Origin of the sequence: Paenibacillus sp. GYB006, from assembly GCF_036577645.1 — a bacterium.
Lineage (GTDB): Bacteria > Bacillota > Bacilli > Paenibacillales > Paenibacillaceae > Paenibacillus.
Map to the genome: position 1 here is coordinate 142,475 of NZ_JARBDA010000005.1, position 16,173 is coordinate 158,647.

Sequence of the window (16,173 nt, forward strand, 5' to 3'; positions counted from 1 at the left end):
ATACGTACAACTCCTTTTATCAATCAAAACTAGATCTCATGGGAGGTCCCCCTGCTTGTCATGGTCGTCCCTTTTTGCACATAAGATGGAAGAAGAGACAAGTCGTGCGAGAGAAGGTGCATACCCCCTATGATTAGATCTGTTGTGTTTCCACTCATTTATGGTCTTATCCTGTTCTTCGCAGGGATGAAACTAATGGAAGCCTCCCTCCATAAGGCAGGCGGACGTTCTCTTGCCACTTCTTTGGAACGGGCTACTTCCACTCCCCTTAAGGGTATGTTGTTCAGTACAGGCATTACGGCTGTGCTTCAAAGCAGTACAGCTGTCACGGTGCTGACCATTGGTTTAGTTAACGCGAGACTCCTTAGTTACGCAAGAACACTCAGCATTATTCTCGGCAGTAATATTGGTACCTGTATTACCACAGAACTGCTAAGTCTCCAGATTGGAAAATACGCTTTATCGATGTTACTTTTCTTTTTGGGAGCATGGGCAATAACCGTCATGCTAGGAGAAACAAAGGCAGCTAGCCGCGTTTCTGCTTCGATATGGAACATCCAGTACGTGCTTCTTGCAGGGGCAGGTTTTTCTCTTGTTATGTTAGGTATATTCATCATGCAAAAAGCAGGCCCCGCCTTGGAACAAGGAGGGCTTTTCCCTTGGTTTATTCACCAAGCGAGTCACAGCGTCTGGTGGGGCGTGATCGCGGGGGCATGTCTTACCGCCATTGTTCACAGCAGTGCGGCAGTGATCGGCATGGCCATTGGACTTGCAAGCTCTGGTGTACTCCCCCCAGAAGTGGGAATCGCGATTGTACTCGGTTCCAATGTCGGAACCTGTGTTACCGCGGTCATGGCCGCAGCCGGTGGAAGCAGAGCCGGTCATTTTGTCGCTTGGTCTCACGTCTTACTAAACGTCTCGGGAGCGCTGCTGTTTATCCCGCTGATTCACTGGCTTTATGAAGCAGCTGCTTATTTCACCAGTGATCCCGGTGCACAGATTGCCCATGCACAGACCATTTTTAATATCGTATGTTCCCTGCTCGCCCTGCCGCTCTGTTATCTTAAAATATGGGATCGTTTAGAGCAAAGATAAACATACCTGGAATTGCTTTTGCTTCTGCATTGAATTCACTACGCATACTAAAAATACAGCCTACTTTACTTTAACACCAAGCTTTTGAAGTGCCTGTTTCAAAATTTTATCGTTGTTATCATAGCCATTTTGCTTTTGCTTTTCCCAAGCTTCCAGCGGCTTATACCATGCTACACCTTTAATTTCTTCAATCTGTGGCTGCAAATCTCCACTCAGTGCTTCTACGAGGTAATAGTGAACTTCTTTATCGACGGTTCCAAGTGAAGAATGTTCATACGTATATTTAATAACATCTACGGGTTCAATGATTTTGCCGATCATTCCTGTTTCTTCCTGAATTTCACGCAGTGCCGTTTCTTCAATCGTTTCCCCTGGCTCCATTTTACCTTTTGCAAGTGAGATTTTTGCATATCTGTCTACGATCAATTGGATTTCAAGACCTTCTTCTGTATTTCGGTATACGACTCCACCCGCTGAAATTTCTTTAGCTGCCATAATGTCGATTCCCCTCTCTTTGGACAAACAAGGATTTCAGCAACCTAGGGATTGAGGTGGTTCCTCTTCCTAAGCAGTGAAATCCTTGCCATCTTTTTTATATTATAATCTTAGCTTGGTTTTCCAACACACGTACCAGTTGTCCTTCGCTTGCGTCCACACCAGCCTTCGTCATTTTGACACGGCACAGCTGACCTACTAATTCTTCGGAACCGTCAAACTCCATTTGGATGTAGTTATCACTATATCCATGCAGTCTGCCGCTGACTCTGCCTTCTTTTGCGTTTCCTTCCGGAATGACTTCCAGCACCTCGCCCACAAATTTCTGAGCGTAAGCCAGCTTCATGGAGTCAGATAACTGCAAAAGTTCCTGAACGCGTGCATTCTTCACATCTTCATCTACTTGATCTTCCATGCGCGCTGCCGGAGTACCAGTACGTTTGGAATAAGGGAACACATGCATTTCTGAGAAATTGATGGCTTTCATGAGTTCGTATCCATTTCTGTACATCTCATCTGTTTCCCCCGGGAACCCAACGATTACATCCGTTGTAATCCCTACATCCGGCATTGCTTCACGAATACGCAGCATTTTGTTATAGAACTGTTCTGTCGTATACTTACGGCGCATCCGTTTCAGGACGTTATCATCCCCCGCTTGGAGCGGAATATGAAAATGACGGCACATTTTTGATGAACGGTTTAACACATCGAGCATACGATCGTCAATTTGGCTAGCCTCAATGGAACTGATCCGAATACGTTCTAGACCATCTACACGGTCTAAATCCCATAAGAGGCTCGACAAGTCATAATTGTCCAAATCATCGCCATAACCGCCTGTATGAATACCAGTTAATACAATCTCCTTGTATCCGGCTTCTACGAGCTGATGAGCCTGCGTAATAATACTCTGCGAATCACGGCTGCGAGATAACCCTCTTGCCCATGGGATAATGCAGAACGTACAGAAATTGTTGCACCCATCTTGAATTTTCAAAAATGCCCGTGTACGGTCTGCAAAATCAGGTACGTCCATTTCTTCAAACACACGTGTCTTCATAATATTTCGTACTGCATTAACTGGCTCACGAGTTTGCTTGATTTGGTTGACGTACGGGATGATTTTATCACGGTCCTGGTTACCTACAACAAGGTCTACTCCCGGAATATCCATAATCTCAGCTGGTGAAGTTTGTGCATAGCAACCTGTTACTGCAATAATAGCATTAGGATTACGGCGAACAGCGCGGCGAATAATCTGCCGACTCTTTTTGTCGCCTGTGTTCGTAACCGTACAAGTGTTAATCAGATAGACATCGGCTGTCTGAGAATCAAAATCTACTTGCTCGTATCCTGCATCTTTAAATTGTTGCCAAATGGCTTCAGTATCATAAAAGTTAACTTTACAACCCAAGGTGTAAAACGCCACGGATGGCATAATTACATTCCTCCCATTTCCTCAGTTTCATATAAGATACATGTTAAAGCCAGCATCCCGGCCGTTTCTGCTCGCAAAATTCGTTTGCCTAGTCCAACTGACTTTGCTCCCGCTGCTTCCGCTGCTTCTGACTCCCCTGTAGTAAACCCACCTTCTGGACCCACGATCACAAGAACACGGGGATCTATACTTGGATCTGCTTTCAGTTTGTCAGCAAATGGCTTCACCACATCGCGCAGCTGCAATCCTTGTTCTTTTTCATAACAATAACATACGAGATCATAGTCTTCAAAAGAAGCCAAAAGTTCTTTCCATGACTTTGATTCCGTGATTTCTGGAACTTTGTTGCGATGGCTTTGCTCGGCTGCTTCCTTGGCAATCTTCCGCCAGCGCTCCAGACGTTTGCCTTCTTTCTTGGCATCATACTGCACGATGGTTCGCTCCGAGACGAAAGGAACAAACACGGCAGCTCCAATTTCAGTGCATTTCTGGATAACAAGTTCCATCTTGTCCCCTTTAGGCAAGCTTTGGGCGATGGTTACCGAAACTTTAGGTTCATGGTCCATAGGCAGCCACTCTATGATAGACACCGTTACTTGTGAAGCTTCGATCTCCGAAATTTCAGCCAGCGCTTCCCGGGAAACTCCGTCGCTTACGATCAGCTTATCCCCTGGCTTGCCGCGCATCACCTTCGTAATATGTCTTACATCGTCGCCAGTAATGGTTGCTTTATGTTCTTCTAGCTGACTTGGTTCAATAAAATAACGCTGCATGGATCTATGATCACCTGTCTTTTCATATCAATGGTTTAGATTAAAATACAGTGCTTGTCATGAAATGACCACATTACATGTTACAACTTTTCATGCCTTCTGACTACCCTTAAAAGACTGGCAGCAGTGACTTCCTGGGCTGTGTGCCCATCCATCCCTGCCACCCCTTCTTATCTATGATCAAGCAAAAATCGTCATGATCATATGTGCGATTCCCACATACCAACTCATTGACAACTCATATAGCGGAGTAATGGTGTAACGGCTCAGCGGGGTAATGACGAGAATCAAGAAAATCAACATAGACCATTGTTCCAATTTGTGCAGACTCATTCGCGCGGAAGGAGACACAAGTTCCTCGACAATTCGGTACCCGTCAAGCGGAGGGAGAGGAATAAGGTTAAAGAAAAACAAGAAAAAGTTCGTTACATTAAAAATAGAGAAAAAAGTGGAAATAGCAAAAACAATTCTTTGATTCTCGATGGATTCCATAACTCCAAACTGAACAAGAAGTGCATAAGTAATCGTACCGAGAACAGCAAGAAGCAAGTTGCTCAGAGGTCCAGCCGCTGACACAACCACACTCATCATACGGCGTTTCTCAAAGTTATCCCGATTTACTGGGATGGGACGTGCCCATCCAAATCCGGCAATGACAAGCAGCAACAGTCCAAAAAGATCAAAATGAACTGCTGGATTGAGTGTCATACGTCCGAGCAATCTTGCGGTTAGATCCCCAAATTTATTAGCAAAATACGCATGAGAAAACTCATGGACCGTAAATGCAATAATAATCGTCAGAATAAAGAAAGGAAGACGATCCAGGTCGTAGAAGAAAAACTGATTAAGAAAGTCCATTCTTTATTTCCTCGACACAAAAGCAAGCCAATCATCTTCACGGTGAATATCGATGATGTCGAAACCGGCTTCTTTCAGTGCTTTCTCTACAATTTCTTCTTTGTTTTTCCAGATACCCGAAGCGATATATAAACCGCCTGGTTTCAAGCCCTGATACACATCTCCGACAAAGAGCAAAATCACTTCAGCAAGAATGTTAGCAACAACCACATCAACAGGCATGCTTACTCCAAGTGCATTATCCTGTTTGTCCAGTATGGACAGCAGGTCACTTTCATAGACTGTAATGTCGCGTTCGAGTCCGTTCAGGCGGCTGTTTTCTTCGGCACTTTGCACGGCAACCGGATCAAGATCAAGCGCTAGCACATGTTTCGCTCCAAGTTTTACTGCACCAATCGCCAGAATTCCCGATCCCGTTCCTACGTCAATAATTTCCTCCCCGCCTTGAAGATATTGCTCAAGCGCACGCAGACATAGAGAAGTCGTTGGATGTGCTCCTGTTCCAAAAGCCATTCCTGGGTCAATCTCGATAATTTTCTCAGCAGGGCTCGCAGGTACGTATTCCTCCCATGTAGGCTTAATGACCAACTGATTTGATACTTTTAGTGGTTTGAAATATTGTTTCCACGCATTTGCCCAGCTGTCTTCATCTACTTGCTGTACCGAGATATCTGCCTTTCCAGCATCGATCCCAAACTCCTTCAATTCTTCGATCCGAGGATGAATGGTGTTCGTTACTTCTGTCATATCCACTGTATCTGCAAAATACCCTTTTATCACAGCTTGGCCTTCAGGAATATCATTCAGCGGTTGATCATACAGTTCTCCATACTCCGTTGATCTCTTTTTGTTCAGTGTCCCTGATTCTTCAATGGATACACCGCCTGCACCTGCTTCGTGCAGAAAATTGGAGATCATCTCCACGGCTTCTTCCGTTGTATGTATTGTTATTTCATTCCAGATCATAAGTTTATAATTTCCTCCCCTGTCTTCATCTTTCCCATTGTACTATATATCCTGCAAAGAGCACAAAGACTCTATGTTCATCATGTTCACAGTTATGTCCAGGTGCTTATCAGATTATAGCAGCACATAAAAAAGCACCGGCCTTGAGCCGATGCTTGCGCTTCTTCTATTCCTGTTTAAATCTAAAATCATGTAAATCTTTCGTTTGACGGCGGTCCGCTGCTGCACTGCGGTTCAAAGCTTCAATATCTTCCATATCCGCTTCTATACTGCTGAATTCCACATCTTCCACCTTTGAGGATTGTAATTCTTTTATTTTTTCTGTTTTTGTCATCACTTTATCAATCCGTTTATTATGTGACATTTGATCTTCCTCCTTACAATGAATTTTTGTATTAAATAAAGCCACCTGATTGCTCGATAATGGCTAGTGCCTCATGATGAGAAGATTCGTCAACAACCACAGTTAACAGAATATCTTTTCCTGTTGGACCACCTCCGCCTCCATCACTCATTCCGCTCGCTGTAACGTCGGCAGCGGCAAGAACTCCTGCATCTTTCGTAAACGTGCCATCCTGGGTCACAGAAGCCAAGCTGCTCATGGTACTTGTCAAAATCGGATCATTACTGCCTTCACCCGCATATCTGCTGAAACGGTCAATTGACATGTGTTCCACTTTTAATCCTTGCAGCTTTGCAGCAACGCTCTGAGCTTGTTCAGGGGTATTGAAGTAAGCGAGAATATTTTTTTCTGTCACGTCAGTACACCGCCTTTTTTTCATCTCATAAGGAATCCAATGATCATGTAAAGTTCAAGATTAGAATACCGCATAACCCGTTTTTTTATACGCAAAAAAGACTGCTCATTCTTAAGATGAACAGTCTTTTTCCTACCTATTAATCTCCACGAAACGCACGTTTTACACGATCAAAGAAAGATTGCTCATTCTCATGCGTTTGTTCTCCGTTCAGTGCAGCAAATTCACGAAGCAAATCTTTCTGTTCTTCGCTTAGTTTGCTTGGAGTGACAACGACAACTTTTACATGCTGATCTCCTTGGCCGCTTCCGCGAAGATGAGGAACACCTTTTCCTTTGAGTCGGAAATAAGTTCCGGTCTGCGTACCTGCCGGGATTTTCAGCTTCACTTTTTCTCGCAAGGTCGGAATTTCAATCTCATCCCCAAGTGCGGCTTGCGCAAACGTCAGTGGAATTTCACAGTAGATATCATTTCCTTCTCTTTCGAAGAAGTCATGTGATTTCACACGAATTACGATATATAGATCGCCCGCAGGACCTCCGCGTAATCCACCTTCACCTTCACCACTCATACGCAGCTGAGCACCATCATCCACACCTGCAGGAATCTTAACGTGAATCTTGCGTTGTTTCCGAACTTTACCGCTTCCTTGGCAAGTCGTACATTTTTCCTTAATGATTTTCCCAGAACCTCCACAGTTGGAGCAAGCACGGCGATTCACCATACGTCCGAATGGAGTATTCTGTACCACCTCTTCTTGACCGCTGCCATGACATACGGAACAAGTCTCTGGTTTCGTTCCTGGTTTTGCACCGGAACCATGACATGTATCGCAGCTCTCTGTCCGCGGGATCGTAATATCGGATTCTTTACCGAATACCGCTTCCTTGAACTCAATAGTCATCGTGTACTGAAGATCATTACCTCGCTGCGGTGCATTTGGATCTCTCCGTCCGCCGCCTCCGCCGCCAAAGAACATATCGAAAATGTCGCCGAATCCACCAAAGTCTTGAGCTCCGCCAAAGCCGCCCATCCCTTGATTCGGATCGACATGACCATATTGATCATATGTTGCCCGCTTCTGTCCGTCACTAAGAACGTCATAAGCTTCTTTTACTTCCTTGAATTTCGTTTCCGCATCGGCTGCCTTGTTCACATCCGGGTGATATTGACGGGCCAGCTTACGGTATGCTTTTTTAATTTCATCTTCACCAGCGTTTTTACTAACGCCTAGTACCTCATAGTAGTCACGCTTATCAGCCACTCTTCCACCCCCATACCTTTTACAAACATAACTATAAACATAACGTATATACGTGACAAAAGGAAGAATCAAAGCACGAAATTACTCCGGCTTTGACCTTCCCATGCTTGTCACTTGTAAGGCTTATGATCGTTTTTACAAACGATTATTTATTTTTTATCCTCATCTACAACTTCATAGTCAGCATCAACGACATTATCGCGTCCGCCGGCATTTTGCTGTGCGTCTGCACCTGCACCTTGCGCTTCAGCTGCTTGCTGAGCTTGCTCATACAGTTTTACAGACAGTTGCTGAACGATTTCAGTAAGTTCCTCTGTAGCTGCTTTGATTTCTTCAGCGTTATCGGACTCAAGCGTTTTTTGCAGTTTTTCTTTCGCTGCATTCGCTTTTTCTACTTCGCCTGCATCTGCTTTTTCGCCGAGGTCTTTAATTGTTTTATCTACAGAGTAGATTAATTGGTCAGCCGTATTTTTCACTTCAACAAGTTCTCTGCGTTTTTTATCTTCTTCTGCATGAAGTTCAGCGTCTTTCATCATTTGTTCAACTTCTGCATCTGACAAACCGCTGGAAGATGTGATTGTGATTTTTTGGGTTTTATTTGTACCTTTGTCTGTAGCAGATACGTTAACAATACCGTTCGCATCGATGTCAAAAGTAACTTCGATTTGTGGTACACCGCGTGGTGCTGGAGGAATATCTCCAAGCGTAAAGCGTCCGAGTGTTTTGTTACCCGCTGCCATTTCGCGTTCCCCTTGAAGTACGTGGATTTCAACGCTTGGTTGGTTATCCGCGTAAGTAGAGAACACTTGGGATTTACTAGTTGGGATCGTTGTGTTACGTTCGATCATCTTCGTAAATACACCGCCTGCAGTTTCGATACCAAGGGACAATGGAGTTACGTCAAGAAGAACAACGTCTTTTACGTCACCAGTAAGTACGCCGGCTTGTACTGCTGCACCAAGGGCAACTACTTCATCTGGGTTTACCCCTTTATGAGGATCTTTACCAGTCAGTCTCTTAATTGCTTCTTGTACTGCTGGGATACGAGTCGATCCACCAACAAGTACAATTTTGTCGATATCGTTAGCTGTCATACCTGCATCACTCAGAGCTTGACGAGTTGGGCCGAGTGTACGCTCTACCAGGTTCGCAGAAATTTCTTCGAATTTCGCACGAGTCAAGTTCATTTCCAAGTGTTGCGGTACGCCGTCTGCTACGGTAATAAACGGAAGGGAAATTGTTGTTGTCAATACGCCGGACAACTCTTTTTTCGCTTTTTCCGCAGCGTCTTTCAGACGTTGTACAGCAGCTTTATCTTTGCTCAGATCAATACCTTGATCTTTTTTGAATTCACTTACCATGTAATCAATGATCACTTGGTCAAAATCGTCACCGCCAAGGCTGTTGTCGCCGCTGGTTGCTTTTACTTCGAAGAATCCATCACCAAGTTCAAGGATGGATACGTCAAACGTACCGCCGCCAAGGTCATATACAAGGATCGTTTGATCTTCGGATTTTTCAAGACCGTAAGCAAGTGCTGCAGCTGTTGGCTCGTTGACAATACGAAGAACTTCAAGACCTGCAATTTTACCAGCATCTTTTGTTGCTTGACGTTGACCGTCATTAAAGTAAGCTGGAACTGTGATAACCGCTTGGGTTACCGGTTGGCCAAGATAAGCCTCTGCATCAGATTTCAATTTTTGCAAGATCATTGCTGAAATTTCTTGAGCGGAGTAATCTTTTCCATCAATTGTTTCTTTATGGCTCGTACCCATATGACGTTTGATAGAGCTGATCGTACGATCAGGGTTTGTGATTGCTTGACGTTTTGCAGTTTCACCTACAACACGTTCACCATCTTTTTTAAAACCTACTACGGAAGGGGTAGTACGTCCGCCTTCTGGGTTAGGGATGACTACAGCTTCGCCGCCTTCCATAACTGCTACGCAAGAGTTTGTGGTTCCAAGGTCAATACCAATAACTTTACTCATGGATAATATCCTCCTTCTGTATGTGCAGGCTTTTAAGGCCCTTTTATTCAATGTATATCATTCGTAGAAAGTCAGTGACTTACCCCGAATTATTTATTGGAAATCTATAAACATGTAAAACGTTGAACACGTTTAGAACATCTAAGTAATACATGTAAGACATTCAAAATGTTAAAACATTAAAGATTAGAAACATCTAAAACATTTAGAACATTTAGAACATTTAGATCATTTAGAACACAACATTAAAAAGATTAAAAAGATTAAAAACATTCAAACACAGAGTATAAACATTTCATGCAGTCTTTTCGACTGGCACCGAAATGTTCATACCGAAGTTATGTCAATCAATGATTTCGCCATTCTTTCGAATGGCTTGGATCATTGATTTTACATACTTACTTTAACCATCGCCGGGCGAAGTACTTTATCTTTAATCATGTAGCCTTTTTGTACTTCTTCCACTACGAATCCTTCTTCATACTCATCACTTTCAACCTGCATGATCGCTTGGTGGAATTCCGGATTAAACGGCTGACCCACCGTGTTCATAACAGTAAGACCCTCCGCTCCGAGGACACCCTCCAGCTGGCGGAAGATCATGTTCACTCCTTTAATCAAGGAGTCCGTATCTGTATTAGAATCAGCAGTGCTCATCGCACGTTCAAAGTTATCAATGACAGGTACAAGTTCAGTGATCAGCTTCGTCGTAGCATACTTCGCTAGGTCTTCCTTCTCCTTTTGAGTACGGCGACGGAAGTTATCGAAATCAGCTTGTGTACGTAAGTAACGTTTCTCGTTCTCTTCAGCAAGTGCTTTGAATTTAGCAACCTCAGGATCAAGTACCTCTGCTTCTGTTCCCTCCTGTGCTGATTCAGCAGAATCATTCACCGGATTTTGTTCCTCTGCAGCTTGATCAGCTTCATTCACTACGTTTTCTTGCGGAGTGTTTTCTTCTTTGTCTACAAATGTTTGTTCATCTTTCAAGATGTTCACCTCCTTAAAATAGGAATAAGTCTACTACTCTGATAACGCGGTCCTCTATTCATTCCACATAAGAACGATACAGACCTGCGTTAGTCTATAGATTTCATTATTAATCGAATCTTGTCTATTCTAAACAGGGCCTATATTTAAAAGAAGACAAGAATTAGAATGACCAACTGACTATTTCTCATCACAATTATTTAAAACGATGGGTTAACACAGCGGTCAGATCTTTAGATAACACATTAAGAATACTGATCACTTTCGCATATTCCATACGAGTCGGGCCCAATATTCCAATGGTCCCAAGTGCCTCACCTTCTACAGAATAAGTCGCTGTAATCAGACTGCAATTGGAAAAGGCTTCATGCTTATTCTCCGTGCCGATCCGAACCTGTACACCTGTTGTCCCCATCTTAGGTGTCATCATTTTCAGCATGGTCGGTGTCTCTTCCAAAAGATCAAAGATATCTTTTACTTTCTCCACATCTCTAAACTCCGGCTGGTTGAGCATATTCGTTGTGCCGCTGAGATAAAGACGATGTTCAGATTCTCCATCAAGTGCCGAGTCAAGCAAGTGCATAAACCCTTCATAATGGGAGATGTGTTTCTCCATCTCTTTTGCAATCTCGGTGTGCAGTCTAGCTTTTAATTTATATAAAGGTACTCCCACCAGTTTGCTGTTCAGCAAATTCACTACTCGCTCCATTTCAGATAATGGAATGCCGGGAGGAAGACTTACTGTCTTATTCTCCACTTGGCCTGTGCTGGTTACGATAATCGCCACTGCTAAATTCTCACCCAACGGTAAAAGCTGAAAATGACGAAGCGAGGTATGAAACACCTCTGGACCCAGCAGGATCGAAGTATAATTGGTCATATGGGATAGGATGGTCGAAGCATGCTGTATCACTTGTTCCATCGCATTTAATTTTTCAGCGAAAAAAGATTTGAGCTGTTGAAGCTCAGAGGGCTCCGTTTCTTTCCAGGGAACCAAATGGTCAACATAATAACGATATCCTTTATGTGAAGGAATGCGGCCGGCAGATGTATGCGGCTGCTCCAAAAATCCCATTTCCTCCAGGTCAGACATTTCGTTACGGATTGTTGCCGGACTAAATCCAACATCGCCCCTTTTTGAAATGCTACGGGATCCCACGGGTTCCGCCGAACGGATATAATCGTCAACAATAGCATTCAAGATCAGTCGTTGTCGCTCGGTTAACATACGTGTGCCCCTCCCTAAATTAAATGTGGTGTTTTCATCGTTAGCACTCAACTCTAACGAGTGCTAATCAATAATACAAAAATACCAAACAGACCTGAACGTTGTCAAGTCAGTTTGGTCTTTTAAGATACCTAACTCACACCTATACCAGCACTGATTGCAAAAATAGTGATAAACACAAGCAGACCAAGTGTAAGCCATTTTTTATTCCACTTTTCCAGGACCATTGATAATAAGATGAAAAAGAAAAAAATAGCACTGCCGATCAGACCAATATATGCAAGCATCTGCATAGAGCGTTATCTCCTTTTCAGACGGTATTAGTAAACATACCCTCCTACTATATCAGCCGCTCATGAGGCGTCTGTTACATTTATCACAATTTATACTTTAACCAAATGCAGGCTTTGGATGCATAATAGCCGCGAAGGAAATCAGAATAAAACTCTTCTTTTTCCTCCGCAGCTAATTGGTCTGCTTCTATTCACTTAGTATTTTTAATACGGCAATTTCGTCACAGCAACTTTGTTTACTGCAGTGAACGCAATCCGTCCATACCTTTTCCGGGAAAATCTCTTTGCTTACAATAGCGAAACCATTCTTTTCGAAAAAAGATACCTCATACGTAAGAGCCATGATTTTCGGTATTTGAAGTTCTCTGGCTTCCTCTACAAGTTTGTCTAACAGCAAGGAACCAATCCCTTGGCCTTTGTGACCCTCCGAGATTCCAAGCGATCTGACTTCCACCAGATCATTCCCCAATTGGCATAAAGAGCCGCATCCAACGACGTTTCCATCGACTTCAGCCACAACAAAAAGATCTATCTGCCTCTCCAGCACGTCTCGCGAGCGGGGAAGCATAATTCCTCTCTCTGCATAGCCTTTAATCATCAGGTATAATGAATCAACATCTTCGGGCGACGCTTTTCTGCATACCGCGGTCATGATTTTCTCTCCTCCTATGTATGATCCATCAATATTTGTATAAATATACAACATGACGCATAGAAGTTCAAGATATTATTTAACGGTTATCGCACCTATGAATTCAGCAAACACTTCATTCCCGTACAGGACTCCCTGGCTGCTTAAGCGATACATGTCACCTTCCGCTTCCAAGAGCCCTGCATGCAACATTTTATGCAGTGGTTTGGCAAATATGTCTTCCATCTTCACATTAAATTGCTGTTCAAATCGTGTACTTGAGACACCCTCTAGCATACGAAGCCCTACCATCAAGAAATCTTCCATTGCTTCTTCTCTAGTAATAGTGAAGGTTTCAAGCCGCGGCAGTCCTTTTTCAGTCGCTTCATTGTAAGGATTAACCCCGCGAACATTCATATGGCGTTGTCTATGAACGTATCCATGAGCTCCCGCTCCAAGACCATAATAATCTTCATTTCTCCAATAAGTGATATTATGACGGCTTTCTTTGCCTGGTTTAGCAAAGTTACTAATCTCATATTGATTGTATCCCGCTTCCTTCATACGTTCCATTAACAAGAGATACATTTGAAGTTCATGATCTTCACTTGGCAGCGGCAGCTGGTTCTTTTGGAACATGGTGTGGAATAGTGTATTCTCTTCAACTTTAAGTCCGTAGATTGAATAATGGGGAAGATCCAGTTCCAGCGCACGTGTAATACTATCAGAAAGCATCTCTACCGTCTGATTTGGCAAACCAAACATTAAATCAATAGAGAGGTTAGTCAGACCGGTTTTGCGTGCATTTTCAAGACTGCGATATACATCATCTATATTATGGATGCGGCCGATCCCTGTTAACAGTTCATTTTGGAAAGCTTGTACTCCAAAACTAACCCGGTTTACTCCGCCTTCTTTCATTACTGCCATTTTCTCTAGATCCGTCGTACCTGGATTTGCTTCCATTGAGAATTCAATGTCATCTGACCAGTTAGGGAAATAAGTCCGAACTGTTTTCAAAAAATAAGCCATTTCATCCGGTTTTAGTACAGTAGGTGTACCTCCCCCGACAAAAATCGTTTTAATCTCACCCGGAGGCGTTTGTGTTACTGTATATTCCATCTCCCGCTCGAGCGCTTCTAAATATTTCATAACCGGCTGATCTTTCAGAACATACGAGTTGAAGTCACAGTAGAAACATTTATTGGTGCAAAAAGGAATATGAATATACACCGCTTGAGGTGCGGATTGTTGCCCAGCTAGCTTCTCGTGAGTCACGCGGGTATACCCCCTTATATTTATACATCGTGTAAGGAATCATTGTATCGTTATTATAGAAAAAAGGAAAGCCAGAGCGGCTTTCCTTTTCGAATGCTTAACATGAAAAGACTACAATCGTACAATCATGCGTAACTTTTCGTAATGCAAGATTGAAAGAATTGTTCGATCATTCATTCACAATTTTCATGGTGCCCGAATGAGTCAATCGTACAATCAACCATTCATGCACACTATTCGTGGTGCACCGAATGGATGATTGTAGGTCAAATGAGATGTCTTAAAAATTGATGATTAATCATCAATTTTTAAGACTGCCATAAACGCTTCCTGCGGAACCTCAACATTACCAACCTGCTTCATCCGCTTTTTACCTTCTTTTTGCTTCTCAAGCAGTTTCCGTTTACGTGAGATGTCACCGCCGTAACATTTAGAAAGCACGTTTTTACGCATCGCCTTAATCGTCTCCCGCGCTACTACTTTCGTACCTACGGAAGCCTGAATTGGCACCTCAAACATTTGACGTGGAATAAGTCCGCGCAGCTTCTCACAAATAACCCGGCCGCGTTGATATGCACGTTCGCGGTGAACGATAAAGGACAGAGCATCAACCTGCTCTCCGTTCAGCAAAATATCCATCTTCACTAGGTTCGACACGCGATACCCGCAAACTTCGTAATCGTAGGACGCATATCCCTTTGTGCTTGATTTCAACTGATCAAAGAAATCATATACAATTTCCGCAAGCGGAATCTCATACGTAATCGTTACACGGTTCGCATCGAGATACTCCATGTTGACGTATTCCCCACGTTTGTTCTGGCAAAGTTCCATAACCGTACCTACATAATCATTTGGTACAATAATATCTGCCTTTACATATGGTTCCTCGACATGATCAATTCGTCCGATCTCCGGATAATTGGATGGGTTATCAATTTCGATCACTTCACCATTCGTCAGCTTAATGCGATAAATAACGCTTGGCGCTGTCGTAATGAGTGGAATGTTGAATTCTCGTTCAATCCGCTCTTGAATAACATCCATATGAAGCAGTCCCAAGAATCCACAACGGAAACCAAATCCAAGTGCGCTGGATGTTTCCGGTTCAAAGCTAAGGGATGCATCATTAAGTTGCAGCTTCTCTAATGCTTCTCGTAGATCATTATAGTCCGATGTCTCAATTGGGTAGAGACCGCAGTATACCATCGGATTGATTTTACGATATCCTGGCAATGGTTCCGGTGCAGGGTTCTTGGCATCGGTAATTGTATCCCCGACACGTGTATCTCCGACATGCTTGATTCCTGCTACGACAAAACCTACATCACCAACGTTAAGCTCGTCCACAATCGTCATACGCGGCATAAATGAGCCAACTTCAATGACTTCAAAAGTCTTGTTCGTTGCCATCATTTTGATCTTCGAACCGGCTTTGATCTTCCCGTCAACGACGCGAATATATACAATAACCCCTTTATAAGGATCATAGTGCGAGTCGAAAATAAGTGCCTTCAGCGGCTTGTCTGGATCGCCCGTAGGTGCAGGAACCCCCGTAACAACTTGCTCGAGAATCTCCTTGATTCCAATTCCTGCTTTCGCAGAAGCGAGAACCGCATCACTTGCGTCAAGACCAATTACATCTTCAATCTCCTGTTTAACCCTATCCGGGTCTGCACTTGGAAGATCGATCTTGTTAATAACCGGAATGATCTCAAGGTTATTATCAAGTGCCAAATACACATTCGCCAGCGTCTGAGCTTCAATGCCCTGTGCCGCATCCACCACAAGAAGCGCACCTTCACAAGCAGCAAGACTTCTCGATACCTCGTACGTAAAATCGACGTGTCCCGGTGTATCAATCAGGTTAAGAAGATATTCTTCACCGTCATCTGCTTTGTAAGTAAGTCGCACCGCTTGCAGTTTAATGGTAATCCCGCGTTCCCGCTCCAGATCCATCTGGTCAAGTACCTGCTCCTGCATTTCGCGCGAAGTCAGTGCACCCGTGTACTCTAGAATACGGTCAGCCAAAGTAGATTTACCATGGTCTATATGTGCAATAATACTAAAGTTTCTAATTTTTCGTTGTCTTGCTTGAATGTCTGTCATGCCTTA

At 43.5% G+C, this 16,173-nt stretch carries 16 protein-coding genes; 1 reads left to right on the forward strand and 15 read right to left on the reverse strand.

What is annotated here, in order from left to right; all coding sequences use genetic code 11:
* Positions 1 to 129 precede the first annotated feature (129 nt).
* The gene (locus tag PV403_RS14065) at positions 130 to 1,095 is read left to right on the forward strand and encodes a Na/Pi cotransporter family protein (protein ID WP_332085070.1); all 966 of its coding nucleotides are present in this window, start codon (positions 130 to 132) and stop codon (positions 1,093 to 1,095) included.
* A 60-nt stretch (positions 1,096 to 1,155) separates the two neighbouring features.
* On the opposite strand, the gene PV403_RS14070 is transcribed toward PV403_RS14065, so the two are convergent.
* The 15 genes from PV403_RS14070 to lepA form a co-directional block, all read right to left on the reverse strand.
* Positions 1,156 to 1,593, reverse strand: coding sequence for an NUDIX hydrolase (locus tag PV403_RS14070; RefSeq protein ID WP_332085152.1), 438 nt, complete (start codon positions 1,591 to 1,593; stop codon positions 1,156 to 1,158).
* 94 nt (positions 1,594 to 1,687) lie between these two features.
* Positions 1,688 to 3,031: a tRNA (N(6)-L-threonylcarbamoyladenosine(37)-C(2))-methylthiotransferase MtaB gene (mtaB, locus tag PV403_RS14075; protein WP_213530135.1), complete on the reverse strand. Its 1,344-nt coding sequence runs from the start codon at positions 3,029 to 3,031 to the stop codon at positions 1,688 to 1,690.
* 2 nt (positions 3,032 to 3,033) lie between these two features.
* On the reverse strand, positions 3,034 to 3,804 hold the full coding sequence (locus tag PV403_RS14080) for a 16S rRNA (uracil(1498)-N(3))-methyltransferase (RefSeq protein ID WP_213530137.1): 771 nt from the start codon (positions 3,802 to 3,804) through the stop codon (positions 3,034 to 3,036).
* A gap of 180 nt (positions 3,805 to 3,984) precedes the next feature.
* Complete coding sequence (locus PV403_RS14085; protein WP_332085071.1) at positions 3,985 to 4,662, reverse strand: site-2 protease family protein; 678 nt, start codon at positions 4,660 to 4,662, stop codon at positions 3,985 to 3,987.
* Between the two features lie 3 nt (positions 4,663 to 4,665).
* Entirely contained in the window at positions 4,666 to 5,628 is a 963-nt protein-coding gene (gene prmA / locus PV403_RS14090; protein ID WP_332085072.1) for a 50S ribosomal protein L11 methyltransferase, read from the reverse strand.
* Positions 5,629 to 5,794: 166 nt separating this feature from the next.
* On the reverse strand, positions 5,795 to 5,992 hold the full coding sequence (locus tag PV403_RS14095) for a YfhD family protein (protein WP_191798827.1): 198 nt from the start codon (positions 5,990 to 5,992) through the stop codon (positions 5,795 to 5,797).
* Between the two features lie 31 nt (positions 5,993 to 6,023).
* Entirely contained in the window at positions 6,024 to 6,386 is a 363-nt protein-coding gene (locus PV403_RS14100; RefSeq protein ID WP_213530145.1) for a hypothetical protein, read from the reverse strand.
* Positions 6,387 to 6,525: 139 nt separating this feature from the next.
* Positions 6,526 to 7,650 (reverse strand): molecular chaperone DnaJ, encoded by a 1,125-nt coding sequence (gene dnaJ / locus PV403_RS14105; RefSeq protein WP_160034082.1) that lies wholly within the window; start codon positions 7,648 to 7,650, stop codon positions 6,526 to 6,528.
* A 149-nt stretch (positions 7,651 to 7,799) separates the two neighbouring features.
* Positions 7,800 to 9,641, reverse strand: coding sequence for a molecular chaperone DnaK (gene dnaK / locus PV403_RS14110; RefSeq protein ID WP_332085073.1), 1,842 nt, complete (start codon positions 9,639 to 9,641; stop codon positions 7,800 to 7,802).
* 390 nt (positions 9,642 to 10,031) lie between these two features.
* A complete protein-coding gene (gene grpE, locus PV403_RS14115; RefSeq protein WP_332085074.1) occupies positions 10,032 to 10,628 on the reverse strand; it encodes a nucleotide exchange factor GrpE in 597 nt (198 codons plus the stop codon).
* A gap of 196 nt (positions 10,629 to 10,824) precedes the next feature.
* The gene (hrcA, locus tag PV403_RS14120; protein WP_332085075.1) at positions 10,825 to 11,856 is read right to left on the reverse strand and encodes a heat-inducible transcriptional repressor HrcA; all 1,032 of its coding nucleotides are present in this window, start codon (positions 11,854 to 11,856) and stop codon (positions 10,825 to 10,827) included.
* Positions 11,857 to 11,987: 131 nt separating this feature from the next.
* The gene (locus PV403_RS14125) at positions 11,988 to 12,149 is read right to left on the reverse strand and encodes a hypothetical protein (protein WP_332085076.1); all 162 of its coding nucleotides are present in this window, start codon (positions 12,147 to 12,149) and stop codon (positions 11,988 to 11,990) included.
* A 187-nt stretch (positions 12,150 to 12,336) separates the two neighbouring features.
* Complete coding sequence (locus tag PV403_RS14130; RefSeq protein ID WP_213530155.1) at positions 12,337 to 12,801, reverse strand: N-acetyltransferase; 465 nt, start codon at positions 12,799 to 12,801, stop codon at positions 12,337 to 12,339.
* 75 nt (positions 12,802 to 12,876) lie between these two features.
* On the reverse strand, positions 12,877 to 14,058 hold the full coding sequence (gene hemW, locus PV403_RS14135; protein ID WP_332085077.1) for a radical SAM family heme chaperone HemW: 1,182 nt from the start codon (positions 14,056 to 14,058) through the stop codon (positions 12,877 to 12,879).
* Between the two features lie 294 nt (positions 14,059 to 14,352).
* Positions 14,353 to 16,167, reverse strand: a complete 1,815-nt coding sequence (gene lepA, locus PV403_RS14140) for a translation elongation factor 4 (protein ID WP_332085078.1) — start codon at positions 16,165 to 16,167, stop codon at positions 14,353 to 14,355.
* Positions 16,168 to 16,173: the final 6 nt, after the last annotated feature.

Coding starts and splice junctions, on each gene's coding strand:
- PV403_RS14065 (WP_332085070.1), top strand. CDS start 130: ATGATTAGATCTGTTGTGTTTCCACTCATTTATGGTCTTATCCTGTTC.
- mtaB (WP_213530135.1), bottom strand. CDS start 3,031: ATGCCATCCGTGGCGTTTTACACCTTGGGTTGTAAAGTTAACTTTTAT.
- PV403_RS14080 (WP_213530137.1), bottom strand. CDS start 3,804: ATGCAGCGTTATTTTATTGAACCAAGTCAGCTAGAAGAACATAAAGCA.
- PV403_RS14085 (WP_332085071.1), bottom strand. CDS start 4,662: ATGGACTTTCTTAATCAGTTTTTCTTCTACGACCTGGATCGTCTTCCT.
- prmA (WP_332085072.1), bottom strand. CDS start 5,628: ATGATCTGGAATGAAATAACAATACATACAACGGAAGAAGCCGTGGAG.
- PV403_RS14095 (WP_191798827.1), bottom strand. CDS start 5,992: ATGTCACATAATAAACGGATTGATAAAGTGATGACAAAAACAGAAAAA.
- dnaK (WP_332085073.1), bottom strand. CDS start 9,641: ATGAGTAAAGTTATTGGTATTGACCTTGGAACCACAAACTCTTGCGTA.
- hrcA (WP_332085075.1), bottom strand. CDS start 11,856: ATGTTAACCGAGCGACAACGACTGATCTTGAATGCTATTGTTGACGAT.
- PV403_RS14125 (WP_332085076.1), bottom strand. CDS start 12,149: ATGCAGATGCTTGCATATATTGGTCTGATCGGCAGTGCTATTTTTTTC.
- PV403_RS14130 (WP_213530155.1), bottom strand. CDS start 12,801: ATGACCGCGGTATGCAGAAAAGCGTCGCCCGAAGATGTTGATTCATTA.
- lepA (WP_332085078.1), bottom strand. CDS start 16,167: ATGACAGACATTCAAGCAAGACAACGAAAAATTAGAAACTTTAGTATT.